We start from the raw sequence: 24,612 nt of genomic DNA on the forward strand, positions 1-24,612 counted from the left end.
TGCTTATTTTAAATTCAAATCACGTTTAAATTTTTCTACATCATTTGCTCTATTTCTAGCCTGTGTTCTATTAACGTTAAAAATAGTAACAATTAGAGTTATAATACCCACTATAAAAGTACACAGTTGAGCAACTTGTAGGGTTTTTGTTAAGACAATGGGATTTAAGCTACCGATATAATTTTTTAATATATCTAACACTAACAATTATAGTACTCTCCTCATAGGTCAATTGTTTATCGTTCTTTTTCAAATAGATGACTTAAGATAATAACTCATCTATTTCTTGTTGATTTAACTTCGAACTACGAATTCATAGATATTCCTCTTTTCTTAGTAAATTTAATAAATTTAGTATTTCAGTGTAACTCCATTGATCTCTGTATAGGATTATTTTACCACACATGTGATATTAACGTAACGAACAGTAGATTTGCTGAGAGATTATTATAAATTAATAAAAAAGACAACCCATAAATAAATGGATTATCTTTTTTTGTTGCTTTTTCATGTATGACAATGTTGCCCAACATTATGCTAATCGGTCCTCTGAAGTGACCCCATAAAGTTAGACAGGTTATTTTATTAGGCAGCGCGTTGGGCATGAGTTCGGTACTGTACCGGACTCATGCCTTTTAGTTTTGCCTTAATTCGCTTGTGATTGTAATAATCAATATATTTGGATAGCTCTTGTTTAAAATGGTCGATACTTTCAAATTCATCTAAATATAGAAATTCAGATTTCATGATACCAAAAAAGTTCTCAATGACGGCGTTGTCGTAGCAATTACCTTTGCGGGACATACTTTGCTTGATACCACGTTCTTCAAGGGCATGACGATATTGTTTCATCTGATAGTGCCAGCCTTGGTCAGAATGAATCAGGAGTGTACCTTCATCTGTTAATTGCTTAAATGCTTGATCTAACATCGTTGAAACAAGCGAATAGACCGGTCTTGAACCGATAGTATACGTAATGATTTCACCATTATATAGATCTAGCAGTGGTGATAAATATAGCTTTTCTCCAAATAATTTAAACTCTGTAATATCCGTAACCCATTTCTCATTCGGCTTTTCAGCGTGGAAGTTTCGTTCTAAAATATTTGGAGCAATCTTGCCGATCATCCCTTTGTATGAGCGATATTTCTTCATGCGCACCAGGCACTTTAATCCTAATACCTTCATCAAACGTTGCACCTTCTTATGATTTACACGATGTCCACGATTCGCTAACTCATCCCGAATACGGCGATAACCATAGCGGCCCTTATGCTCCTCGTAGATCGCTTGAATAGCGTCTTTTAACTTGGCATCTCTGTCTGGCATACCAAAAGTATTCACCCAGTAATAATACGTGCTACGTGGGATATCCGCTAGCTGCAGAAGTGCTTTCACCGAGAATTTGGTCCTTAGTTCATAGACGACTTGCGCTTTGTCTTGTTTGGTGATTTTTCCTTGTTTTGAACTAAGGTATTCAACTTTTTTAAGTACGCATTCTCCATTCGCAAACGCTCTACTTCTGCTTGTAAAGCCTCTGCAGAACCTTCTACTAACGTTTGATTCTTCAGTTCCTTATGATCTTTTTTCATGGATGGACGCCCCTTTTTCTTTGGTTGTAGGGCGTCTATCCCTTGTAATGCTAAGCTTTTTTGCCAGCTTAAAAGGGTACTATGGCTAGCAATATTAAATATAGCAGCCGTTTCTCTCACAGACGTCCCATTTTCGTTCATATAATGAAGTACGTCTAGTTTATCCTGTACAGAATACAGTGTATAGCCCTTTTTAAAAGCCTCATCACCATGATGTTCATATTGTTTATTCCATTTTATGAATACGGAATGATGGACACCGATTGATTTCGCAATCGTCTTAAGACTTTCTACTCCATTTAGATAACGGATGACTGCTTGTCTTTTTTGATCTGTACTGAACTTGGTCATAGAAAAACTGCACCTCCAATTGTTAGTTGTGTCTAACAATCGGGGTGCAGTTCACTTAGAATGGTCTTTTTATTGTTCATGGATAGCTTGTTATTTAAACAAATCTGTTGTATCAATGTTGAAAACAATTCCTACTCCATTTCCAATCGGATAATCCTTTGCCTCCGAAGCATAAAAAGCTTTACTCTCTGATTCTGGATAATCATACATTCTAGTACCTACCTTTAATGTTATCTGAATATTTTCAGTGCCATCCCTTATTAGGGCCCTGTAGGGTAGTTCTATTGTCTTTTCTCTTTCTGTATATAATTTATCATCTAATTTATATGTCCTGTCCCAACTATAAGGTACACCTATGGGATACCAACTCTCTAAGCCAACGTTAGCATGTGCATTACCATAAGCTTCCACTCTCGTTGGATAATCATTATTTTTTTTAATAGTAACACTAACTAGATTCTTTACATCTCCTTTACTTTTATATTCAAGTCTTTTAATCGAATTTATTGTTACACTGTAGTTGGATTTAACTATCGTAGCAGGAAGATTTTGTAATTCGATGGCAGGCTTCTCTTCTTGTGGTTTTTCAGTCAGTGTAGTTGTAGTATCAGAATTTGACGGTACAGTTAATGATGATTCCGCATTTCCAATTTCTATTATCCTCGACTCACCATCCCAGGTAACCTTTTTTTCGCTTGTTTCACCAACAAAGCGAAGTGGAATCAAAGTGCTTCCATTGATAACAATTGGCGCTTTCTCCAGCATTACTTCTTTGTTATTAACCAATGCCTTCTTAGAGTCAATGTAAAGTACTATTGTTAAGTCTTTTTTAGATGCTGTAATAGTACGAACATCTTGATTCCATTCAATAGAGTAACCTAGCTTTTCAAAAATTGTTCGAAATTGTACTAGCGTTGTTCCATCTAGAATTACTGGAGCAACTTCAAAATTCATTTTTTGCTTGTCAATATACACTTGAATCTGTTCTTCTGCCAATACTTTTGTCGGAAATACGATTGAGGTTACCAAAAGTGATGTTAACAGTAAAGATTTTATGAGTTTCATGTTTGCACATTCCTTCTTTCATCTTGTGATTACAATTGATGTTATCCTATTTTTTTGATGTTATCAATGATAGTACCCTATATCGACATTTTTCGCTCAACTATGCTTGTGCTAATTCCTTGTTAATTTAGGAATTAAACAACTTGTAAGGGCTTATTGAAAGGTGTAAAAGATAATATCAATTAGAAAGACTTTTTGTTGGAAATCAAAAATATTACATAGTAGTCTAGAAGTTTCGACTTTTGCCATAGTGTAAAAACAGTTCAAAAGTATACAACATCTGCACTTGTATTTGTCCAAAAGATAGTCTAAAATAGATAGTATAGAAGTTAATAAACATTTAGACGAATGGAGCAATTACAATGACACTATACGGATACGCTAGAACATCGACAGTAGGGCAGGACAATGGACTAGAGACTCAGAAGCAACTTCTTAAAGAAGTTGGATGCGCTAACATCTATCATGAGCAAGTGACTGGAACATCTACAGAGAAGCGTTCTGCATTGAAGGAACTACTAAAAGACATGTCAGAAGGTGATACGCTTGTAGTAACCAAGATAGACCGTCTAGCACGTTCTATCATCGACTTGAACAACATTGTCAATGACTTGCTTGCTAGAGGTATTAATGTGAAGTTCTTAAAGGACAATCTACACTTTGATGCTGTTGAAAAGGCTAGTCCTATGCAATCTCTAATGTTTAACATGCTAGGATCATTTGCACAATTTGAGAGAGACTTGATAGTAGACCGAACAACAGAAGGCAGGGAACGTGCTAAAGCTAAAGGTACTCACATGGGTCGTCCTGCGCAGGATTCAAGCATCATCAAACGAGCTTTGAATCTGTACGCTGATCGTGAGACAAATGGACTGTTAGTAAGCGAAATCATAAAGACCACTGGCATACCTAAAGCTACATTGTACGCTGAGCTAAATAAGCTAAAGAAGACACAGTAGTTCAATATAGATTGAATGTGAAGCCATCATTAATTGTTGGCTTCTTCTTATATTCAGAAGCGGGATAGATTCAACTGTGATTTATTAAATTTAAGATGAAGTACAAGCGGATTCATATACGGAGGGAGGGGATGGTTTACAGTGAGGCTTGACTTTGGAATGAAATCGTTGGGCTGAACACTTCTAAGAAGAAACTCTATGTAATTTATTCACGACACGAAATAGAATATAGATTCCCACTATCAAGGATTTTTCAAAGCATCATAATATATCGCCCTTAGTATAGTTTATTTCGCCATCAGCATCCTTTACAAATACAACTGGCTCTGTAACATGGAAAATAGCCTTTAGCATATCCATTACCTTCTGATCGGCTGTTCTATGATCATTTACATCTACTTCAACAGTTTTAACTTCTTCCACAATCCCTTGATATGCATTAAATTACTTGCGTATCATTTCCAATACTTCTTGATTAGACATTAACAATTCCCCCCATTTAATAGAATGATAAAATCTTCTATTACTTTTTGTTTTGACTATAATTTCGGGAAATTTTATAGTACAAATGTAAGGGTATAAGAACTTATTATTCAAGATAGTGAAGTGATTTACAAATATCTAAAAGTAAAGTTTCAATCAATATTATAAAATTAATACATGCGTTTTCATCAAGTTCAAGAATACTTTGATTTCTAAGACTTATCCCACTACCTTTAAGCTTGTTTATGGCTAAATTAATTTTTTTTGTATCAGCATCAAAGTTAAATATATATCCCCTATTATGAACTATTGAATTTCGTATTTGCCTGTATTGAACTATTTTCTTCCATTCAATTTGATTTGTTGGAATACCTATTTCTATATTTATAAACTTTCTAGCTTTATCAATAATTGCACCACTGAATTTATTAATATCTGTATGAACGCCTTTTTTTTGTTTATAATGATTGCAAATATCTTTCAAAGCACTTTCCAATAAACTGTAAGTACTAATAAAAGCTGAATTTCTTAGTAAATATGGGTAACGAACATCTACTCTATGTGCATAGTTAAAATCGTTCGAACTTGTAAACTCAAATGCATTTGAATCATGTTTAAGCATATACTCTTTTTGCTTTTGAATATTACTTTCCATATCACTCAAAAAAATTTTTAAATCTAATAATTCTAAACCAACAAGAACATAATAAAAATCTTCTGCTTTTTTTAAGTTGTAACTAGTTGAGACAGTAAGTCCATTTGAATAAGTTGTTTCGATTCCAAATCTTGTAAATACTTTCATGAATTATACCCTCTTTGAACTCCATTATTTTGTATTCTGTTATTTTTATATCTTCATTTCAATATTACTGTGTAACCCTTGGAACTATTTATATTTCGATAATTGTAATGAGATGGTAACCACGACCTTTATCAAACCATTGAACCAAAAAGAGGACTCATAATGAGTCTTTTCTAATGTGTTCTATTAACGAGAATATTTCATCATTATATTCATTTGCAGACCAATACCATTGTGCCTCATTTTTAATCCCGCTAACCCGTTATTCAAACGATAAAGACGTCCGAAAGCAGTTGGTCTTTAAACATTTTTGGTCGTAATCTCAAGCCAACTATCAAAAAAAAAAAAATAATGAAATTAAAAGTATGACTCTGGATCGGGGTCTTCCCTGTCATCTTCCTCCATATCGTGAACTCCCCAATAATCTTCTTCTTGTTCTTCTTGTTCTTCTTGTTCTTCTTGTTCTTCTTGTTCTTCCTCTGACTTGTCATAGAATTGGTCTGTATCAACAATGATGTCATCTGTCATAATATTGACTTCCAAAGGATCTTCGACATCAAGCTGAAGATTGATGACGAATGGATAGGAATCATCAAATCTAACGCCATCCCCGCGTGCGTAGTCACCATCTGAGCCAAACTGGTGTTCAATATCAACCGAACCACTTACTTGAACATCGATATGTTCATGGTCGATTGACCTCACATTAATTTCGTCAACATCGCTTCCTTCGACAATATAATGCGTGGACAAGATGTCGACATCACCCAACACATCCGCAATTGTTGCAGATGAAATTGCTTTTCTCAAGGATTCTTCCAGTGCTTCAGATACTGTTCCCTTAAGTTCTTCAATCGTCTCGAAAAATCTTTGAACCGCTAGCAGTGTGTCTTCAACTAGCTTGTTCCCTGTCACATGATCTACATTAAACGTACTTTCTGTGTAATGAACGTAATTACTGAGTTCGTCTACCGCCTGATGCGTTCTATCCGTAATAACCTCAAGATCAACTCCAAGATCGTCAGAAACAAACTCGTCAGACAGTCCCCCGCGAATCGCGTACTGCATTCTTTCCGTCCGCTTTGAAGTTGTTCTTTTCCCGTTATTGCCGTCCCACCAACTACATTGTACAACCTTTTCATTTGGAGCTAAGCGATCAATGATATGGTTTACGAGCTCCCTAATTCCCAACGAGAAAAAAGAGAAACGGAGCGGGTTGGATGTCGACGCCAGTACATCGAGAGACGCTTTAAACGCCTCAGCCTCCAACGTGCTTTCTAGGTAATTTCCAATAATTTCACTTTGACTATCTTCCATATTCGTGAGTCACCCTTTTAACAGTTTTGTATATCATAGTTCTCTCAAATTTTAACATAGCCTTATGATATACGATAGTAGAGGATGTGCTTGTATTTTTACAATATCAAAGCCGAGACAAATGTATCGTATGTACGGGGTGGTTAACAGTCTGAGTTGATACTGAAATGACATAGTTCGCATGAACACTTACATGCAGATACTCAGTGCTATTTAACTACGATACGAAAGGGAATTAATGCTCTGCTTCTAAGAAATATCGTTCTACTGTACATAATGTTTCCTTGATGATCGGATGTAGAATGAGTAGACTCCCTTTATATAACCGTATCAGCCGGAGGACTCATTGGTGGAGGAACGATTCCTAAGCCAGGAGAAGTTAGTCTAGCTCACAGAGGAATACTATTTCTTGACGAACTCCCTGAATTCTCCCGTAACGTCTTAGAAGTATTACGGCAGCCTTTAGAAGACCGCTCCGTAACGATTAGTCGCGCAAGAGCTGTTCATACTTTCCCGGCACATTTCATGCTAGCAGCTTCGATGAATCCGTGTCACTGCGGATATCTTGGAAGTGATCACCCTAAACAACGTTGTACATGTAGCAGTGCTCGTATTGCCCAGTATCGCGCGAAAATATCAGGCCCTTTACTGGATAGGATCGACCTACAAGTGGATGTTCCTCGACCCAAAGAATGGACCAAAAAAACGAAGAGCTTGTCTTCACAAGAAATGAAAGAGCAAGTCATGAGGGCCCATCAAATCCAGGTACAGCGCTACAAGCGTTTGCCCTTTTCTTGGAATAGCGAGTTATCTGGAAGGCATCTTCGCAACTTTGCTGTTCTTTCTTCAGCAACGGCCACTATGCTACAAGAAACAATCGAGGCGCTTGGACTCAGTATGCGAGCCTATGACAGAATATTGAAATTAGCAAGAACGATTGCTGATCTTGAGGGTGATAGTACTATTGGAGCTTCTCACGTCGCAGAAGCGATTCAGTATCGAAATTTGGATCGGCAACTGCGTGATGAGTGAGGGGGTATGAATAATGGACTATTCAGCGTATCGTCATGAATGAAAATGAATAGGAGCTTCCGCAAAGGATGCTCCTATTCTCCGTTATTCAATTCCGCCTGGTCATCCATATGAATGTGTATCATTGATATGTACTCATATGATCGTTAAAAGGCCTCCTTGATATGCTCCAAACTAAATACGGTTAGGTCAGTATTAAGAACTACCGCAATAACGTCAAAACGCATCATTATCGATGTTATATCTGTCTGTTTATACAATAAATAAACTTCAGCTGTTTTGCGTACTTGATTCATCTTGCGTATATTCACCGACTCAGCAGGAGTTCCATATCTTAGGCTTCCACTTCGGCTTCGCACTTCAACAAAAACTAAGCATTCATCTTTGCGAGCCACAATGTCGATTTCTCCACTGCGGCACCGCCAATTGCGATCGATGATTTCATATCCATGCTGAGCTAAGTATATGGTCGCGTGCTCCTCCGCAATGACTCCCTTTTGTTTACGTGTATCCTTCTTTCCACCCTCTACATCCATCAAGGTAGCCTTCTTTCCTTGGCTATACTATCTGTACGATAAATATATGAGAGCACTTCAGCCACAAGCTGATAGAGTTCTGGAGGAATCTGTTGATCCAGATCCAATTGGGATAGAACTTCTACTAATGCCGCGTCTTCCTGTACAGGAACGCCATGCTCTTTCGCTCGTTCTAGAATCGTCTCTGCTAGTCTTCCGCTACCTTTAGCTACAACTACTGGAGCGTCTGACTCACCTGGCATATATTTTAGTGCAACAGCTTTTTTCTTCGAGAGCTCAAGTTCCTCCTTAGACATTTCACTCATATCCGCATATCCACCCCTTTATATGATGGAGGTGTGTATTCGGATGTGACGCTAGCTTGTTTACTATCCACGTCTGCGACAGTTGGTTTAGGGAGTGGCTCTGTTTTGAGACTTAACAACTGATATCCGATAGATTGTATCGCTTCAGATATTTCGTCCCGTCTATCCTCAATAAGCGAGATCATCCATTCATGGTCATTGTGAACTTTTAGACTGACAATTTTGTCGACCACCTGTACATCTATAAGTGTTGATCCAAGATGCTTCATATCTAAATCAAACCACAAATGGCAGTTCGATGCGTCTAGTTCACCCTTTTTACCACGACGGGATTGTATATGTACAGATGCCGTCTCTTCACCATCTTGTCCATTCAAGGGAATAAACATCGTTACTTGTGCAAAAGGGGCCGTGCGATCTGTATTCAATAATAACTGTTGTCCCGTCATATGCTGAACTAGCTGCTGAGCAGCCTCTTTCAATGCCGGAGGCAGATCACTTATATCCAACATTTGAAGTAGAATACCTTTTATAGAGTCATGATTCATGCTCACAACGTCTGGACTACCAACATTCCCAGTCAACGTCGGTACGGACATTACTGAACGGAGCATTCCTTCCGGTGTATTTATTGCTGCTTGCGTCTGCGCAACAGCCGGAGTATTAGTCGCTTGTGATGCTGCAGTTGATGCTTGCGTTGCAGCGTTAGACTGAAGCACTGCGGATGCGGCACTACTTGCAGCCGGCGGCTGCTGTGGCACCGGTACCGCTGTAGCAGCGCTACCGTGCTGCGCGTTCCCCGCTGCAGCTTGCGCCTGCGCTACTTGCGGCGTTGCACCGCCGCGCACGGCATGTTGCTCGTGCTCCGCACCGAGCAGCTTCAACATCTGCCCCACCCACGGTGCTTCGCCGAGGGTCGGGGCAGGACGTAGCGAAGCCCCTGCGGGTGCTTCGCCTATAGATGCCGCCGCTTGCGTAGCCGGCGGCACTACAACAGCTGCTGCGCTCCCTCCGGGTGCAGCAGCTGTTGCACTTGCCGGCGGTGTTGAACCGCCGGCTTGAGGGCTCACCGGCTGCGAAGCTAAGCCGGTGGGATTCCCGCCACTTGGCGCAGCCGTCGCGGGTTGCCCTGTTGCCGTCGCGCTCTGCGACGGCAGGTTCGCAGGCAGCTGTGTGCCACGCAGCTGCTGTAAGACATCCTGCAGCTTCGCTAGAAGCGGCTGCAGGGATGATGCAACTGTGGCGACGCTGGGAGCTGTAGTTACTCCTGGCATCGCAGCTCCTTTACCACCATTTTCAACCGTCATTCCGGGCGCCGTTTGCGCTCCTACAGAACCTTGAGCCAATGGAGAGCCCACTAACGTTCCTGATTTTCCAGTTGTATCTTGACTACCTTGTAGCGTTCCTGATGCGCCAGTTAAGTCTTGACCACCTTGTAACCCTGTAGCTACTTGTGATCCTGTCATGCCTTTTGAAGATAATGCTCCCCCTGCATTCATAGCTAACAGGCTGAGCTGTTCAGTAAGACCAGACAACAACTGGTGTAGTGGTGGTCCAAAAACAGCTTGTTGCAAGCCTCTCACACTCTCAGCTGTCATAGGCAGACCACGCTGAAAGGCTATGGCAGCCGACTGAATCCATTGCTCCGACGGGACACCAGCTGGTTTATCCATAAGAATAGCCTTAAACAAGGCTGCATTCTCTTTCGTTAGAGGTACACCACTAGCCTGAAGTGTTTGAATCATTTCTCTATTAGCTTTCGTATCTGCTAAACCAACCGATTTCAACACATCTCCCAAAGAATTAGGCGAGATAGACGTATATGGAGCTTCAGTAAGTGGCTTTAGAACCATCAAACCTCCCTCTTCAGGTGGTTGCACTTGCAATAAGGTCGCTTGTCCCTGCTCTAACGGTGTTTCGAGCTTCGCATGTACCTTAACACCCTGTATTTGGATTTCAGCTTCCTTCCCATCATCAGAGACACTTAGAACTACGCCACGAACAACCTGCCCTGTCTTTACATCTAATTGTTTGAAATCCCCTGCTTTTTGTTCACCAAGTAGTCCGCGGATTAATGATCCGATATTCACATAGGTTCCTCCGTTTTTAGATCGCTCTTTCTATACTATATCGGCGCCAACCCCGCTTACTTTAACATCTTCTTTTCAGAGGTAGTTCAAAAAGCCATCAGAATAATATTTGCTGCTCCACTTTAATATTTTTCAGAAAGCTCTTTCGATGCATCGGTGTAGCGCCCAACTCCGTAATTTGTCCTCTGTGTAACTTTGTTGCATATCCCTTATGTATCGCAATTCCATATTCCGGGTACTCCGTATCCCATACCCCTTCACATAGACGGTCGCGCGTAACTTTAGCTATAATCGAAGCGGCCGCGATAGATAGACTATTCGCATCCCCTTTGACAATAGCAAGTTGAGGAATTTCTGTATCTACCTTTTCAGCATCCACAAGTAGATAATCAGGCTGCAACAATAAACCTTCCAACGCCCTTTTCATAGCTAGCCGTGAAGCCTGCTTTATATTAATGTTATCAATAGTCTTAGCATCTACATATCCTACACTGACGGCTAAAGCCTTCTCCATAATGATATCATATAGAGCGTCACGCTTCTTAGCGCTTAATTTCTTAGAGTCATTCACACCATCCATTTGAAGTCCTTGAGGAAGGATAACCGCCGCTGCGACCACATCACCAAATAAGCAACCCCGTCCAACTTCATCTATCCCTGCTATATGTTGATAGGATTGCTCCCAGTAACATGTCTCATATTTAAGCATATCCACGCTGTTTCCCTCTTGTATACTTATCTTATTCATAGTATCCCTCCATCTATATACCTCATTATCTCATCAGTCAAGGTTATCCATCTAGCTTACCATATCTATTTACTTCAACATTCCTTTTACTCACTATCCGCTACTTACATAGTCACTCCATAACAGGTACCTAATATACCGCCTCCTCCAATCACCAATAGATGCATAGAGTACACTTAAATTCGGCCATATTCCCCTATCACTAAGTTTAGTTGTATAAAGAACATCTAATTACTGGAAATTTGTCTTTTCTCACTATTTCTCTTGTTTTAAATGCATTTGTGCAACTATTTCTCCACCATCCACCTTTTTCTCCTAAATAAACACCATTTCTGCAACTAATCCATCTTTTTCTAGCGACGTCCATGTATGTATATGAAGAGTTCTCCAAAATACTTATACTCTCTAAATAAGTCACCAAAAAGCCACCGAAAGATCGGTGGCTTCAAATTTCTTACTATTAGAGGTTGTTCAAACAATCGACTTTTTGAACTCGCACTAATAGGGTGCTTCCATCGAGATTCGTCCCAATTTACCAGCACGAAGTTCACGAAGTATAACTCGGCAGGATTTCTCCAAATCAACCCGTCCACCACTGACAATACAGCCACGTTTACGGCCAATTTCTTCCATAATCGCAACAATTTCATCAGGATCATCGAAATCTGTTGGCTGCTCACTTTCTAGCTCAAAGCGCTCTTGGAAAGGAGCCCAATAGTATTTAGCAATATATTTCAAACCAAAAAATGCGACATCCTCTACGTTAAGAATTTCCTCTTTAATGGCTCCAGTAACAGCTAGACGATAACCTACATTCATATCTTCAAACCTAGGCCATAGAATCCCTGGTGTGTCCAACAATTCCATCTCTGTGCCTACTTTAATCCATTGTTGGCCTTTCGTTACTCCAGGACGGTCGCCCGTTAAAGCGATACTTCGTCCAGCAAGACGATTGATCAATGTTGATTTCCCAACATTCGGAATCCCCACAATTAATGCACGGATAGCTCTCGGATTAATTCCTTTTGAAATCTGCTTATCGATTTTGGCCTTCAACAATAATTTGAGCTGTGTAGGTATTTCTTTTATCCCTGTACCTGTGGATGCATCCACTGGGAAAGCCACATGCCCCTGCTTTTTAAAGAAATCTAACCACTCTCTTGTTACTTCAGCATCTGCTAAATCCGCTTTATTCAAAATAATGAGTCTCGGTTTTCCCTGAAGAATCTCATCAATCATAGGATTGCGACTAGAGAGAGGAAGACGTGCATCTACCAACTCAATAACAGCATCTATCAACTTTAGTTTGTCTTGAATTTGGCGGCGTGCTCTGGTCATATGACCTGGGAACCACTGAATCGTCACCGTCATCACCTCATCTTCTTTACCATAACTATTCCATAAGTTTTTGGGTTTAATGGTTAATCCATTCTATATCTTTCACTGGCCAAAAAATGACATCTGCACGGCCTATAACATCATCAAGTGGAACATAGCCAATCATCCGGCTATCTGTACTGTCCGAACGATTATCTCCCATGACAAATATATGACCTTCAGGCACTGTACCATCTGGAACGTTAGCGTTAGGGAAATCTTTATTATTATATTTCAGGTTCTGCTCATGTCTACTATCCATTTCAGCTTGTATGTAAGGTTCCTCAATAGGTTCGCCATTCACATAAACGGTATCCCCTTCCACCTTAACTGTGTCTCCAGCAACGGCAATAACTCGCTTAATAAAGTCTCTCCCTTCGGAAGGAACATGAAAAACAATGACCTCGCTCTTCTTCGGTTGGCGAATATCATATAGAATCTCATTTACAATTAAACGTTCCCCTGTGTGAAAATTAGGCTTCATCGAAGGACCATCTACAATAAATGGTTTAAAAAGAAGCCAACGAATAAGAAACACCAGAATTACAGCAATAACGATAGCCTTCAGCCACTCCATTAATTCATTATTACCTTGTTTCGATGATTTATCACTACGCTTGTTCAATTCAGTTGAATCCTGATGAAGATCCAAGTCCTGTTGCATCATCCACTGGCCCTCTCTTCTACCAAATTTGATGAAATACAATTGAGTTGTGGAAATTTATTTGTATTTCCGAAAAAGAAAAGCCCCTTTTCGGAGCTTCAAAGCCTGACATGTTGAAACCTTATAATTTTGTAAATGTAGGGATCTGTCATCCGTATGCCCTATTTATCCTAAAACGAAAGGGACTTGAAATCAAGCCCCTTAACGTTGTCCGTTTATTAACGGCGCTTTTCTTTAATTCTTGCAGCTTTACCGCGTAGTTCGCGAAGATAAAAGAGTTTAGCACGACGAACTTTACCACGACGAGCCACTTCAATTTTCTCGAGCTTAGGCGAGTTAAGTGGGAATGTTCTTTCCACACCAACACCGTAAGAAATTTTACGTACTGTAAAAGTTTCTCCGATTCCACCACCACGACGTTGAATTACAACGCCTTCGAACAATTGGACACGCTCACGTGCTCCCTCGATAACTTTTACATGTACTTTCAAAGTATCTCCAGGGCGAAAGTTTGGCAAATCTGTGCGAATTTGTTCTTGAGTAATCGCTTGTAGGATATTCATATTAGAATTCCCTCCTTCCATACAGGTGTTCTTGCTTCTTCTGGAGAAATGTTATTCTCCTTCATTATTGACAGAGGACCACCGTAGTCTTACACAACAGGATTCATTATAACATAGGATTCTACTAGCTTGCAAGAAGTTTTGCACTCCTTTTAAGATGTAGTTCAAAAAGTTAGCTTTTGAACTACATCTTTTATACCTGTTTCAGAAACTCAACAATCGTCAGAAGACCCTTGTCAAAGTTGTCCAAATTGAAATGTTCATTTGGTGCATGGAGATTCTCATCTGGAAGCCCAAAGCCCATCAATACAACCGGAACAGATAATAACCGTCCAAAAGTTTCGACGATTGGGATAGAGCCCCCGTCCTTAGTGAACACTGGACGAACTCCATAGACACTATTAAATGCAACTGCCGCCTTCTGCAGCATCGGTGTGGACGGATCAATTGTGAATGGATTACCCTTTTCACCTTGAATAACCGTAACTTTAGCACCTGCGGGGACATGGGCATGAATATGACGTTCAATTTTATCTAGTATATCTTGTGGGTTCTGATACCCTACTAAACGACATGTAATCTTAGCATGGGCCTCTTTCGGAATAACGGTCTTCGATCCTTCCCCCTGGAAACCACCATAGACCCCGTTTAGTTCCAATGTTGGACGAGCTCCCGTTCTCTCTACAAAGGAGTAGCCTTCCTCTCCATAGAGCGCTTCAAGTCCAAGGCTATGTTGTAATTTATTCTCGTCAATATCTTGTTTCACAAATTCAGCTTTCATTGCAGGTGTAAGCGCAGGTACATCCTCATAGAATCCTTCTACATTTACACGACCCTGTTCATCATGAAGTGTAGACAGTAGAGAAACGATCGCATGAAGTGCATTAGGTACACCTCCGCCATAAGATCCAGAATGTAGATCAGTATTAGCTGTTCTAACCTGGACATCTAATGAGCATAATCCTCGTAGTCCAACGCAGATCGCTGGTTTACCTTTTTCGAGAAGCGACGTGTCAGAGATTAGCACTACATCCGCTGCCAATTCCTCGCGATGTAATTCTAGAAAAGAAGGTAAATTCGGACTGGATATCTCTTCCTCACCTTCGATGCAGAACTTAATATTAACGGGAAGTTCCTTCTCTTGTTTAAGCATCGCTTCAACGGCCTTAATATGTAGAAATACTTGACCTTTATCATCCGTTGCACCGCGAGCATAAATCTTATCTTCTCGGATCGTTGGTTCAAACGGAGGTGTCTCCCATAAATGAAGCGGGTCAACAGGTTGTACATCATAATGTCCATATACGAGCACTGTTGGTTTGCCGGGCGCATGTAAATGATCCGCATATACAATAGGATGACCTGCCGTTTGATGTATCTTCACATTCTCCAGACCTGCTTGAGATAGTGAATCTGCGAGCCAATCGGCTGCTCGCAGTACATCTGGTTTATGTTCAGATAAGGCAGATATACTAGGAATGGATAACCATTCTTTTAATTCAGTTAGATGTTGCTCTTTCAGGTTTTCAAAGTAGATTTTATAATCCATTTTGTTCCTCCCTTTCATTCTCAGTCTTAAGCTCCTGGATATATTTCTTATCCTGCGCCGTGAGTGCCAGCTTGTCTAGAAGATCAGGACGTCTTGTAAATGTTCGTTTCAACGCTTCCTGTCTGCGCCAAACCTCTATATTAGCATGATGCCCACTCAGTAACATTTCAGGCACTTTCCAACCACGAAATTCTGCAGGTCGTGTATAATGCGGATACTCAAGTAACCCTGTGCTGAATGAATCTGTCACTGCTGACATCTCATTTCCTAGTACACCTGGCAATAACCTTACGACAGAATCGATGACAGTCATTGCCGGGATCTCTCCACCGGTTAGTACGTAGTCTCCAACGGACAGTTCATCTGTAACCAGATGCTCACGAATCCGTTCATCATATCCTTCATAATGTCCACATATAAAGATGAGATGCTCCTCTTGAGACAACTCTTCTGCTTTCTTTTGAGTAAACGTTTCTCCTTGCGGGCACATCAAGATCACGCGCGGAGGGTTAGGAATAGAAGTCAACACATGCTCCACCGCAGCAAAAATAGGTTCGGGCTTAAGTACCATCCCCCCACCTCCACCATAAGGCGTATCATCGACGGTATGATGTTTATTGAAAGCGAAGTCTCTGAAATTAATTGCGTTTAAAGATACAATTCCTTTCTCATTCGCTTTTCCCAAAATGCTACTCTCAAACACGCCCTTGAACATCTCAGGGAATAGGGTAAGCACATCTACCTTCATATTTATAACAATCCTTCCATCAGGTGAATCTTAACCTTCTTGCTATTCACATCCACATCTAATACGACGTCATCAATGACTGGAATTAGAATATCCGCACCCTTGGTAGGTTTAACCACCCACACATCATTAGCACCTGGTTTCATAATTTCAGTAATAACGCCTAGTGGCTTATCTTCATTCTCATCCGTAAAAACACTACACCCAATAATATCGTGATAGTAATACTCATTATCCGGCAATTCAACAAGATCATCCTGAGATACCTTGAGCATACTTCCCTTGTACTTCTCTACTTCATTGATATCCGTAAATCCTTCTAATTTCATAATATACGTATTCTTGTGAAAGCGTGCAGACACTATTGTAATCCAAAACGATGGCGTGCCGTCTCCAGGAATCAAAAATAAACGTTTCCCTGAGGCGAAACGCTCTTCCGGAAAATCTGTAATCGCTAAAACTTTAATCTCACCTTTAATACCATGTGTGTTCACCAATTTACCAACTGTTAATAATTGTTCAGACATATTCTCCTCCTACAAACAAAGCGCTCTTAGCGCAGAATACAACACCATCTGTCACCTTTATGTCCTTTAGCATGTACGAAAAAGAGTTAGGACATGCATCCTAACCCCCTTTTGTAAATCTTAAGATATGATATCCACAGTTACACGTTTGTCCATTTTGACTGCTGCAGATGTGACAACCGTGCGTAACGCTTTAGCTATCCTACCCTGTTTGCCGATGACCTTGCCCACATCTTCTGGATGAACAGACAATTCATAGACAACAAGATGATCCTTCTCTACCGTTTTCACGGTCACATCTTCCGGATGATCCACCAAAGCCTTAGCAATAACACTAACTAATTCTTCCATAGATATTCCTCACCATCAGTCATTATTTCTGTAACTTAGATTCATGGTACTTCTTCATTACGCCTGCTTTACTAAGCATGTTACGAACTGTATCGGATGCTTGTGCACCGTTCTGAAGCCATGCCAAAGCTTTATCTTCATCAATTTTAACTACTGCCGGTTCTTCAATCGGGTTGTAGTAACCAATTTCTTCGATAAAACGACCATCACGCGGGGAACGGGAATCCGAAACCACGATACGGTAGAATGGCGCTTTATGGGCACCAATGCGTTTAAGACGAATACGTACTGCCACAAAATTCACCTCCTTCAATAAATAAACATTATATTTTTAACGAAAAGGAAACTTCATGCCGCCTTTTCCTGTCAAACCTTTTAATTGTTTCATAGCTTTTCCTTTAGGGCCCTTAGGTCCCATCATGTCTGAGAATTGCTTCATCATCCGACGCATTTCATCAAATTGCTTGATAAGACGATTCACTTCTGCAATGTTGGTTCCACTACCGGTAGCAATCCGCTTACGCCGCTTGTGATCAATAATTTCTGGGCGTTGTTTCTCTTCCTTCGTCATCGAGAATACGATAGCCTCAATGCGACCCATCTGTTTATCATCCACTTTAATATCTTTGGCTTGCTTCATCTTACCCATACCCGGAATCATATCCATAATCTGATCAAGGGGGCCTAGCTTCTTAACCTGATCCATTTGCTCTAGGAAATCATCAAACGTAAATTCTGCATTACGCATCTTACGTTCCATTTCTTTAGCCTTATCCGTATCAATGTTCAACTGCGCCTTCTCTATCAGTGAGAGCATATCGCCCATTCCAAGAATTCGAGAAGCCATACGCTCCGGATGGAAAGGCTCTAACGCATCGATCTTCTCACCTAAAGCTACAAATTTGATCGGACAGCCTGTTACAGCTTTAACAGAAAGTGCTGCTCCACCACGGGTGTCTCCATCTAGCTTAGTCAACACTACGCCTGTCAATCCCAGTTGTTCATTGAAATTACTCGCAACGTTAACTGCATCTTGACCCGTCATTGCATCAACGACTAGCAATACTTCATCTGGATTAATGTCCGCATGAATCTGACTTAATTCTTCCATCAGAACTTCATCAATATGAAGGCGACCTGCAGTATCGACGATCAGATAATCATTCCCATTATCCTTGGCATGCTGTAAAGCAGCTCTAGCAATCTCTACAGGACTCACTTTATCGCCAAGTGTAAATACAGGTACTTTGATCTGTTCTCCTAACACTTCCAACTGCTTAATCGCAGCAGGACGATAAATATCACCTGCAACGAGCAACGGACGACTATTCTGCTTCTGGAGAAGCTTGGCTAATTTCGCAGAGGTTGTTGTCTTACCTGCCCCTTGGAGACCGACCATCATAATAACAGTAGGAGGCTTATTGGCTTTTGCAAGCTTCGCCTGACTTCCACCCATCAATTCTGATAACTCTTTATTAACGATATCAATAATAACCATGCCTGGAGTAAAGCTGTCCATTACTTCTTTACCAACGGACTTTTCTTTCACTTTGGCAACGAATTCCTTGACTACTTTGAAATTAACGTCCGCTTCCAAAAGAGCAAGACGTACTTCCCGCATCGCTTCGTTAACATCCTCTTCGGATACTTTACCTTTACCACGGAGCTTACTAAATACGTTCTGTAACCTGCCTGTTAATCCCTCAAATGCCATTCGCCGCCACCTCCTTGCCTTTTATTCATACGCCTGTAAACGTTCCAAAATTGTAATCATCTTGTCTTTATCCACTATTGACACATCGGACATGTCAAGTAACTGTCGCAACTGCTCTAATTCACGTTTACGTCGTTCGTACTTCTGTAGCAAGCCAAGTTTCTCTTCATAAATGTCAAGAACCTGTTCAGCTCGCTTAATATGTTCATAAATAGCTTGCCGACTAATATTGAACTCTGTCGCAATTTCCCCGAGGGAAAAATCATCATGGAAATAATATTTAAGGAACATCTGCTGCTTTTCAGTTAGCAAGTGCTCATAGAAATCGAATAATTGATTAATTCTATTTGTTTTCTCGAGTTTATCTTCCTGAGTCATTGAGGGCACCCCCTTCGTCAAGGAAAAACACTTTACACTCAACGGATTTAATAATACATAAATCCAATAAAGATGTCAAGCAAATATCCTTGTCATCTTTATTGGATATGATCTCCTTTTCCAACTACTTCTTTAATGTCTTATTAATTCGGTAGTAGATACAGAAATACGGAGAAGAAATGTAATATGCTTCCGGCTAATACGAACAGATGCCAGATGGCATGATGATAAGGGAAGGCTCTCCATACATAGAATATGGTTCCAAGTGTATACATCAATCCACCTAGAGCAAGAAGAATCATTCCTCCTGCTGGTACCGCCTCGGTCAATGGATTCCAAGCGATTACAATCATCCACCCCATCAAGATGTAGAAGATCGTGGACATGAATAGAAACTTCTTTACGAAGAACGCTTTGAATAAACAACCTAGAACTGCAAATCCCCAAACGGTACCGAACAAAGACCAACCGAGCGGTCCACGAATGGCAACGAGCATAAAGGGAGTATAGGAGCCTGCAATATAAAGATAAATAGATGAGTGGTCAAAAAATTCAAATAAATCCTTCACTTTACCTTCATTAAAACTATGTACCAATGTCGAATTCAAATATAAAACAAGCATCGTCACACCGTAAATGGTAAAGCTCACAATATGCCAAGGTGTTCCCTTCAAACTAGAGAACACGATGAGTAATACAAGTGCCGCGACACTTAGGACCGCTCCGATCCCATGTGTAATAGCATTAGCTACTTCCTCACGGCGGGTATAGGTATGTGTATTGGCCATAACTACATTACTCCTCTTGAACAGCTGTTTCAGTATTTTCTTCGTCGTCTTGTATTAATCCGGCAAATAATGCATGCACGAACTGCTGTGAATCGAAAGGTTGTAGGTCTTCCATCTTCTCGCCTAAACCTACTAATTTCACTGGAATATTCATTTCTTGACGAATAGCAACAACGATCCCACCCTTGGCTGTCCCATCCAACTTCGTAAGGACTAAGCCCGTCACTCCACTCTTCTCACCGAAGAGCTTCGCTTGACTTAATGCGTTCTGTCCAGTCGTAGCATCTAATACCATTAGTACTTCATGCGGTGCGCTTGGTATTTCACGTTGAATAACACGGAAAATCTTGTTCAACTCTTCCATCAAGTTAGATTTACTCTGTAAACGTCCTGCCGTATCACATATTAATACATCCACTTGGCGTTGTTTGGCAGCCTGAATTGCATCGAACATGACAGCTGCAGGATCTGAACCTGCCTGTTGTTTGATCACTTCTACACCAGCGCGCTGCCCCCAAACTTCAAGTTGCTCAATCGCTCCTGCTCGGAATGTATCTCCTGCCGCTAGTAGTACCTTTTTACCTTCTTGTTTATAACGATGCGCCAACTTACCAATTGTTGTCGTTTTCCCTACACCATTCACACCTACGAACAGAATAACAGTTATGCCATCCTCATTCATCTTTAGGGCATTATCATCATCCCCACGAAGGAGCTCCATGAGCTTTTGTGACAAGATAGGTTGTAATTCTAAAGCATTCTCAATTTTCTGCTTCTTCACTTCAAACCGTAAATCATCAATTAATGTCATCACGGTATTAACCCCTACGTCAGCACCGATGAGTATTTCTTCAAGCTCTTCATAAAATTCCTCATCTATTTTTTTACGACGAATCATAAGGTCGGATACTTTCTCTACAAAACCCTTCCTTGTTTTTTCTAGACCATCACGAAATTGTTTCGTCACCACTTCAGTTTTACTTGAAATACTTTCTTTTAACTTTTTAAAGAAACTCATATGCTTCCTCCATCTCTATATCTAACATTCTCCATAACTAAGCAATTTCCGCTTCTTCATTCTCCAATTTAACAGAAACTAGCTTGGATACGCCGCCCTCTTCCATTGTAACACCATATAGCACATCTGCTTCCTCCATAGTTCCTTTGCGATGTGTAACGACAATGAACTGGGTCTGTTCAGAGAATTCACGTAAATATTGAGCAAACCGAACGACATTGGCTTCATCAAGTGCAGCCTCTACTTCATCCAACACACAGAAAGGAACCGGCTTTACCTGAAGTATAGCAAACAAAAGCGCCATAGCGGTCAAAGCGCGTTCTCCACCTGAAAGAAGTTGTAGGTTCTGAAGCTTCTTACCTGGCGGTTGTGCAACGATATCAATTCCCGTGTCCAACATATGCTCAGGATCAATGAGGATAAGATCAGCTCGACCCCCTCCGAACAGTTTCATAAATACGGTACCGAATTCACGACGGATGGCATCGAAGGTCGTTTTGAATCGTTTGGACATTTCTCCATCCATTTCTCGGATCACTTCATACAATGTCGTCTTTGCACCAATCAAGTCTTCCTTCTGTTCGTTCAAGAATTGGTAACGTTCATTGACGCGCTGATATTCTTCAATCGCCCCAAGGTTAACCTCTCCAAGTGATGAGATGCTACGTTTCAGTTCTCGAACCTCATTCTGAACTGCTGGAATATCATCTGGAATTGGATAACGCTGTTTCGCCAATTCATAACTTAGTTCGTAATCCTCACTAAGTTTCTTCAGAATATTATCCAGTTCTACGTCCAGTCGGTTTACGCCAATTTCCGTCTGACGAAGTTGCTCTTCAACACTCCGAAGCTCCGAACGTTGCTCTTTCGTTTCATTTTCCTCTAGCTCCAGTTTCTTGGAAATTTGCATGCGCGATGCTCTTCTGAAATCGAGTTGTTGAGAAGAATCTTCCTTCTTCAACTTATACTGGTTCAGACTTTCAATCTGTTCAATCGCTTCCTTAGCGTTCTTGCTTAAGTCTGCTTCAATCGAAGCTAACATCTTTTTCGTCTGATTTAAATCGCGATCCTGTGAATTGAAATCAGTCTGCAATCGACGCAGTTGTTCTTCAAGTGAGAAGCATTCTTGATCTAGCTTTCCTTCTTTTACTTTAAGCTGTGTTAACTGACTTTGAAGTTCGTCTTTCGCCGATTCACTCGCTTTACGAGCAAACTCAGCTGCTTGAAGTGCTTGATGCACAGACTGCTCTTGTTGTTCTAACTCTGCTAGCTTCTTTACAGCCTCATTACGGCTTTGTTCAAATCCTTTATTCTCTTCTGTAAATCCGCTCTTCTCCTGCCCAGCAACTTCAACCTGTTCCATGACATGCCGAAGCTCGTGCTCAAGTTGTTTCAAATCTCCTGCAGCTTGCTGTTCTTCAATACGCTTCTCATCACCAGCTTGTCGAAATCCATCAAGTTTAGTCTGTGTTTCATTCAACTGACTCTTTAACTTTTGAATACCGTCTTGAAGCTTAACGAGCTGGTTCTCCGTTTCTGAAATCTCTTGATCTAAGGAATCCAGTTGGCGTTTACGACTCAGTAGACTATTATTCTTCTTATGTTGGCTACCACCTGTCATTGAACCGCCCGCATTAACGATATCACCTTCAAGTGTCACCACACGATATCTATATTGACATTTAGCTGCAATTTTATTGGCATACTCTAGCGTCTCCGCTATAATAACATTTCCTAAGAGACTGCCTACTACAGGAGTATACTTTGCATCATACTGAACTAAATCTGCCCCAATACCTACGAATCCCCCGACACCTTCAATAACAGATACATCATTTGCAGATATATTTCTTGCCCGCATGACATCCAATGGCAAGAAGGTTGCCCGTCCCAATTGACGCTGTTTCAGAAATGTTATCGCTTGACGAGATAACGATTCATTATCCATGACGATATGTTGTAGAGAGGCCCCCATCGCTGTCTCCACAGCAAGTTCTAGCTTCTCCGGCACGGTAATTAGCTCCGCTACTGCCCCATGCACACCATGTAGCACAGATTTACGTGAAGCCTTCAGGACTTCCTTAACACCTACCATGAATCCGTCGAAATCGTCCTGCATTTCTTTCATCGTATCACGCCGAGAGATCTGTGCTTCTCGCTTCTGTTCCCATTTGCGCTGTGTTCCTTGGCTTTCTTCTAGTAACTTCTGTACGGATTGATATCGTTCGCTCTCAGTAATATATCCACCACGAAGTTCCTTGAGTTCAGTTGCAAATTTCTCCAATGAAACATCCAGTTGTAATTTACGCTTCAATAGATCTTCTTTCTGACTCTCCCATTTACCCGTCTCTTCTTCAGCTCGGTTCATTCGACGGGACAACGTCTCTTGCTGCTGATCTGCATAACGGATTTCATTACGAGCCTGCGCCATTTCATTCATCAGTTCAAGCAATGAACTCTTCAGCGTTTCTTCCTGTTGTTGACTAATACCACCGGAGACTCCTAAGAGTTTGGCTTCTTCACCAGACAGATGATGACGCAGTTCTTTCAGTTCTTCTTGTAATGCCTCAAGCTTGTTCTTCGTGAGGGACAATTCCGTCTTTCTATCCTCCACCCGCTCGTCACTAGTCGTCAGCGTCTCCATCAGTTGCTCGCGATGACCTTCAAGATTCCTCTTGCGCTCTCTGAGCACTTCACCATAACCTTCACTTTTCTCATAGGCTTCGCTGTATTGTAGTAATTCATTCTGCAACAACTCTACTTCTTCCTCAAGCTTACGTAGATTGGAACGATCGCTCTCCAACTTAGCATCATGTGCTGATACGATCGTAGATAGTTGAAGTTGTTGTTGTTGCAGAACAGTAAGCTTCGCAGTAGCCTCACTCCACTGACTATGAATCTGTTCAATTTGATGAACATACATGGAAATCTCTTTACTTTTTAACTGTTCACGAAGTTGCTTGAAATACACAGCCTTCTCAGATTGCTCCTTCAGCGGGCCGATTTGCACTTCCAGTTCGCTCACCAAATCATGAATGCGCAATAAATTCTGCTCAGTCTCATCCAGCTTACGCATAGCTTCCTTCTTACGAGATTTATACTTTACAATTCCCGATGCCTCTTCAAATATACCTCGCCGATCTTCTGAACGTGTACTAAGAATTTCCTCAATACGTCCTTGTCCGATGATCGAGTAGGCTTCCTTCCCTATCCCTGTGTCCATAAACAATTCCGTGATGTCTTTAAGACGACAGGGTTGCTTATTTATCAAATACTCACTATCTCCACTACGATGAACTCGACGTGTTACCGTCACTTCGTTGAAATCAAGCGGAAGTACATGGTCTTCATTATCCAAAGTTAGTGAAACCTCACCAAAATTAACGGCTTTACGTGTATCACTGCCGGCAAATATAATATCTTCCATCTTGCCTCCACGCAGTGATTTGGCGCTTTGCTCTCCTAATACCCAACGTATACCGTCGGAAATATTACTTTTTCCACTACCGTTAGGACCTACAACAGCTGTTATGCCTCTGACGAATTCCATTTCAGTTTTATCGGCAAAAGATTTGAAGCCTGCTAATTCAATCCGTTTCAAAAACATAGTTCCTAAATCACCTCTAACCCTAATGATACCACAACACTTCTAGTG

At 40.9% G+C, this 24,612-nt stretch carries 23 protein-coding genes and 2 pseudogenes; 2 read left to right on the forward strand and 23 right to left on the reverse strand.

Features of this window, described 5'->3' with window-relative positions:
• Positions 1 to 3: 3 nt before the first annotated feature.
• The 3 genes from AC1TO8_RS02130 to AC1TO8_RS02140 form a co-directional block, all read right to left on the reverse strand.
• Positions 4 to 207, reverse strand: a complete 204-nt coding sequence (locus tag AC1TO8_RS02130) for a hypothetical protein (protein ID WP_482053959.1) — start codon at positions 205 to 207, stop codon at positions 4 to 6.
• 378 nt (positions 208 to 585) lie between these two features.
• A protein-coding gene (locus tag AC1TO8_RS02135; RefSeq protein ID WP_482053960.1) for an IS3 family transposase occupies positions 586 to 1,943 on the reverse strand; the annotation gives its coding sequence in 2 pieces (ribosomal slippage) (positions 586 to 1,490 and positions 1,490 to 1,943; 1,359 coding nt in all).
• A gap of 90 nt (positions 1,944 to 2,033) precedes the next feature.
• On the reverse strand, positions 2,034 to 3,008 hold the full coding sequence (locus tag AC1TO8_RS02140) for a copper amine oxidase N-terminal domain-containing protein (protein ID WP_482053961.1): 975 nt from the start codon (positions 3,006 to 3,008) through the stop codon (positions 2,034 to 2,036).
• A 362-nt stretch (positions 3,009 to 3,370) separates the two neighbouring features.
• On the opposite strand from AC1TO8_RS02140, the gene AC1TO8_RS02145 reads away from it, so the two are divergent.
• Positions 3,371 to 3,967: a recombinase family protein gene (locus tag AC1TO8_RS02145; protein ID WP_482053962.1), complete on the forward strand. Its 597-nt coding sequence runs from the start codon at positions 3,371 to 3,373 to the stop codon at positions 3,965 to 3,967.
• 261 nt (positions 3,968 to 4,228) lie between these two features.
• Here the strand turns inward: AC1TO8_RS02145 and AC1TO8_RS02150 are convergent, their stop codons facing one another.
• The 3 genes from AC1TO8_RS02150 to AC1TO8_RS02160 all read right to left on the reverse strand — a co-directional run bounded on the left by AC1TO8_RS02150 (position 4,229) and on the right by AC1TO8_RS02160 (position 6,569).
• The gene (locus AC1TO8_RS02150; RefSeq protein ID WP_482053963.1) at positions 4,229 to 4,390 is read right to left on the reverse strand and encodes a hypothetical protein; all 162 of its coding nucleotides are present in this window, start codon (positions 4,388 to 4,390) and stop codon (positions 4,229 to 4,231) included.
• Positions 4,391 to 4,556: 166 nt separating this feature from the next.
• Entirely contained in the window at positions 4,557 to 5,252 is a 696-nt protein-coding gene (locus AC1TO8_RS02155; protein ID WP_482053964.1) for a hypothetical protein, read from the reverse strand.
• A gap of 357 nt (positions 5,253 to 5,609) precedes the next feature.
• A complete protein-coding gene (locus AC1TO8_RS02160) occupies positions 5,610 to 6,569 on the reverse strand; it encodes a pPIWI-associating nuclease domain-containing protein (protein WP_482053965.1) in 960 nt (319 codons plus the stop codon).
• Positions 6,570 to 6,893: 324 nt separating this feature from the next.
• Between AC1TO8_RS02160 and AC1TO8_RS02165 the strand changes: the two are divergent.
• Positions 6,894 to 7,601, forward strand: a pseudogene (locus tag AC1TO8_RS02165) (ATP-binding protein); the annotation flags it as partial.
• 146 nt (positions 7,602 to 7,747) lie between these two features.
• Here AC1TO8_RS02165 and AC1TO8_RS02170 read toward each other — a convergent pair.
• The 17 genes and pseudogenes from AC1TO8_RS02170 to smc all read right to left on the reverse strand — a co-directional run bounded on the left by AC1TO8_RS02170 (position 7,748) and on the right by smc (position 24,564).
• Positions 7,748 to 8,137: a YraN family protein gene (locus AC1TO8_RS02170; protein ID WP_482053966.1), complete on the reverse strand. Its 390-nt coding sequence runs from the start codon at positions 8,135 to 8,137 to the stop codon at positions 7,748 to 7,750.
• Positions 8,137 to 8,442, reverse strand: a complete 306-nt coding sequence (locus tag AC1TO8_RS02175) for an EscU/YscU/HrcU family type III secretion system export apparatus switch protein (protein WP_482053967.1) — start codon at positions 8,440 to 8,442, stop codon at positions 8,137 to 8,139. The genes AC1TO8_RS02170 and AC1TO8_RS02175 overlap by 1 nt, the downstream gene beginning before the upstream one ends.
• Complete coding sequence (locus AC1TO8_RS02180; protein WP_482053968.1) at positions 8,439 to 10,532, reverse strand: hypothetical protein; 2,094 nt, start codon at positions 10,530 to 10,532, stop codon at positions 8,439 to 8,441. Before AC1TO8_RS02180 ends, AC1TO8_RS02175 begins: the two co-directional genes overlap by 4 nt.
• Before the next feature lie 97 nt (positions 10,533 to 10,629).
• A pseudogene (locus AC1TO8_RS02185) lies at positions 10,630 to 11,283 on the reverse strand (ribonuclease HII); the annotation flags it as partial.
• A 495-nt stretch (positions 11,284 to 11,778) separates the two neighbouring features.
• A complete protein-coding gene (gene ylqF, locus AC1TO8_RS02190) occupies positions 11,779 to 12,645 on the reverse strand; it encodes a ribosome biogenesis GTPase YlqF (protein WP_482053969.1) in 867 nt (288 codons plus the stop codon).
• Between the two features lie 49 nt (positions 12,646 to 12,694).
• On the reverse strand, positions 12,695 to 13,321 hold the full coding sequence (gene lepB / locus AC1TO8_RS02195) for a signal peptidase I (protein WP_482054487.1): 627 nt from the start codon (positions 13,319 to 13,321) through the stop codon (positions 12,695 to 12,697).
• 218 nt (positions 13,322 to 13,539) lie between these two features.
• Entirely contained in the window at positions 13,540 to 13,884 is a 345-nt protein-coding gene (rplS, locus tag AC1TO8_RS02200; protein WP_482053970.1) for a 50S ribosomal protein L19, read from the reverse strand.
• A 193-nt stretch (positions 13,885 to 14,077) separates the two neighbouring features.
• A complete protein-coding gene (locus AC1TO8_RS02205) occupies positions 14,078 to 15,433 on the reverse strand; it encodes a dipeptidase (RefSeq protein ID WP_482053971.1) in 1,356 nt (451 codons plus the stop codon).
• Positions 15,423 to 16,181 (reverse strand): tRNA (guanosine(37)-N1)-methyltransferase TrmD, encoded by a 759-nt coding sequence (gene trmD, locus AC1TO8_RS02210; protein WP_482053972.1) that lies wholly within the window; start codon positions 16,179 to 16,181, stop codon positions 15,423 to 15,425. The genes AC1TO8_RS02205 and trmD overlap by 11 nt, the downstream gene beginning before the upstream one ends.
• 2 nt (positions 16,182 to 16,183) lie before the next feature.
• A complete protein-coding gene (gene rimM / locus AC1TO8_RS02215) occupies positions 16,184 to 16,708 on the reverse strand; it encodes a ribosome maturation factor RimM (RefSeq protein ID WP_482053973.1) in 525 nt (174 codons plus the stop codon).
• 120 nt (positions 16,709 to 16,828) lie between these two features.
• Positions 16,829 to 17,059, reverse strand: coding sequence for a KH domain-containing protein (locus tag AC1TO8_RS02220; RefSeq protein WP_482053974.1), 231 nt, complete (start codon positions 17,057 to 17,059; stop codon positions 16,829 to 16,831).
• A 22-nt stretch (positions 17,060 to 17,081) separates the two neighbouring features.
• A complete protein-coding gene (gene rpsP / locus AC1TO8_RS02225) occupies positions 17,082 to 17,354 on the reverse strand; it encodes a 30S ribosomal protein S16 (RefSeq protein ID WP_482053975.1) in 273 nt (90 codons plus the stop codon).
• A 36-nt stretch (positions 17,355 to 17,390) separates the two neighbouring features.
• Positions 17,391 to 18,773 carry a signal recognition particle protein gene (gene ffh / locus AC1TO8_RS02230; RefSeq protein WP_482053976.1) on the reverse strand — a complete coding sequence of 461 codons (1,383 nt, stop codon included), beginning with the start codon at positions 18,771 to 18,773 and terminating at the stop codon, positions 17,391 to 17,393.
• 21 nt (positions 18,774 to 18,794) lie between these two features.
• Positions 18,795 to 19,151 carry a putative DNA-binding protein gene (locus AC1TO8_RS02235; protein ID WP_482053977.1) on the reverse strand — a complete coding sequence of 119 codons (357 nt, stop codon included), beginning with the start codon at positions 19,149 to 19,151 and terminating at the stop codon, positions 18,795 to 18,797.
• A gap of 143 nt (positions 19,152 to 19,294) precedes the next feature.
• Positions 19,295 to 19,939, reverse strand: a complete 645-nt coding sequence (gene trhA / locus AC1TO8_RS02240) for a PAQR family membrane homeostasis protein TrhA (RefSeq protein ID WP_482053978.1) — start codon at positions 19,937 to 19,939, stop codon at positions 19,295 to 19,297.
• A gap of 7 nt (positions 19,940 to 19,946) precedes the next feature.
• A complete protein-coding gene (gene ftsY / locus AC1TO8_RS02245) occupies positions 19,947 to 20,957 on the reverse strand; it encodes a signal recognition particle-docking protein FtsY (RefSeq protein ID WP_482053979.1) in 1,011 nt (336 codons plus the stop codon).
• Between the two features lie 37 nt (positions 20,958 to 20,994).
• Complete coding sequence (smc, locus tag AC1TO8_RS02250; RefSeq protein WP_482053980.1) at positions 20,995 to 24,564, reverse strand: chromosome segregation protein SMC; 3,570 nt, start codon at positions 24,562 to 24,564, stop codon at positions 20,995 to 20,997.
• Positions 24,565 to 24,612 lie beyond the last annotated feature (48 nt).

The sequence above is a fragment of the Paenibacillus sp. Y859 genome, assembly GCF_056786405.1.

Excerpts from the sequence above, each read along its gene's own strand:
- AC1TO8_RS02160 (WP_482053965.1), bottom strand. The coding sequence starts at position 6,569 with ATGGAAGATAGTCAAAGTGAAATTATTGGAAATTACCTAGAAAGCACG.
- AC1TO8_RS02235 (WP_482053977.1), bottom strand. The coding sequence starts at position 19,151 with ATGACTCAGGAAGATAAACTCGAGAAAACAAATAGAATTAATCAATTA.
- rplS (WP_482053970.1), bottom strand. The coding sequence starts at position 13,884 with ATGAATATCCTACAAGCGATTACTCAAGAACAAATTCGCACAGATTTG.
- AC1TO8_RS02140 (WP_482053961.1), bottom strand. The coding sequence starts at position 3,008 with ATGAAACTCATAAAATCTTTACTGTTAACATCACTTTTGGTAACCTCA.
- AC1TO8_RS02170 (WP_482053966.1), bottom strand. The coding sequence starts at position 8,137 with ATGGATGTAGAGGGTGGAAAGAAGGATACACGTAAACAAAAGGGAGTC.
- smc (WP_482053980.1), bottom strand. The coding sequence starts at position 24,564 with ATGTTTTTGAAACGGATTGAATTAGCAGGCTTCAAATCTTTTGCCGAT.
- trhA (WP_482053978.1), bottom strand. The coding sequence starts at position 19,939 with ATGGCCAATACACATACCTATACCCGCCGTGAGGAAGTAGCTAATGCT.
- ftsY (WP_482053979.1), bottom strand. The coding sequence starts at position 20,957 with ATGAGTTTCTTTAAAAAGTTAAAAGAAAGTATTTCAAGTAAAACTGAA.
- AC1TO8_RS02155 (WP_482053964.1), bottom strand. The coding sequence starts at position 5,252 with ATGAAAGTATTTACAAGATTTGGAATCGAAACAACTTATTCAAATGGA.
- lepB (WP_482054487.1), bottom strand. The coding sequence starts at position 13,321 with ATGCAACAGGACTTGGATCTTCATCAGGATTCAACTGAATTGAACAAG.
- trmD (WP_482053972.1), bottom strand. The coding sequence starts at position 16,181 with ATGAAGGTAGATGTGCTTACCCTATTCCCTGAGATGTTCAAGGGCGTG.
- AC1TO8_RS02220 (WP_482053974.1), bottom strand. The coding sequence starts at position 17,059 with ATGGAAGAATTAGTTAGTGTTATTGCTAAGGCTTTGGTGGATCATCCG.
- AC1TO8_RS02175 (WP_482053967.1), bottom strand. The coding sequence starts at position 8,442 with ATGAGTGAAATGTCTAAGGAGGAACTTGAGCTCTCGAAGAAAAAAGCT.
- AC1TO8_RS02145 (WP_482053962.1), top strand. The coding sequence starts at position 3,371 with ATGACACTATACGGATACGCTAGAACATCGACAGTAGGGCAGGACAAT.
- rimM (WP_482053973.1), bottom strand. The coding sequence starts at position 16,708 with ATGTCTGAACAATTATTAACAGTTGGTAAATTGGTGAACACACATGGT.
- AC1TO8_RS02205 (WP_482053971.1), bottom strand. The coding sequence starts at position 15,433 with ATGGATTATAAAATCTACTTTGAAAACCTGAAAGAGCAACATCTAACT.
- ffh (WP_482053976.1), bottom strand. The coding sequence starts at position 18,773 with ATGGCATTTGAGGGATTAACAGGCAGGTTACAGAACGTATTTAGTAAG.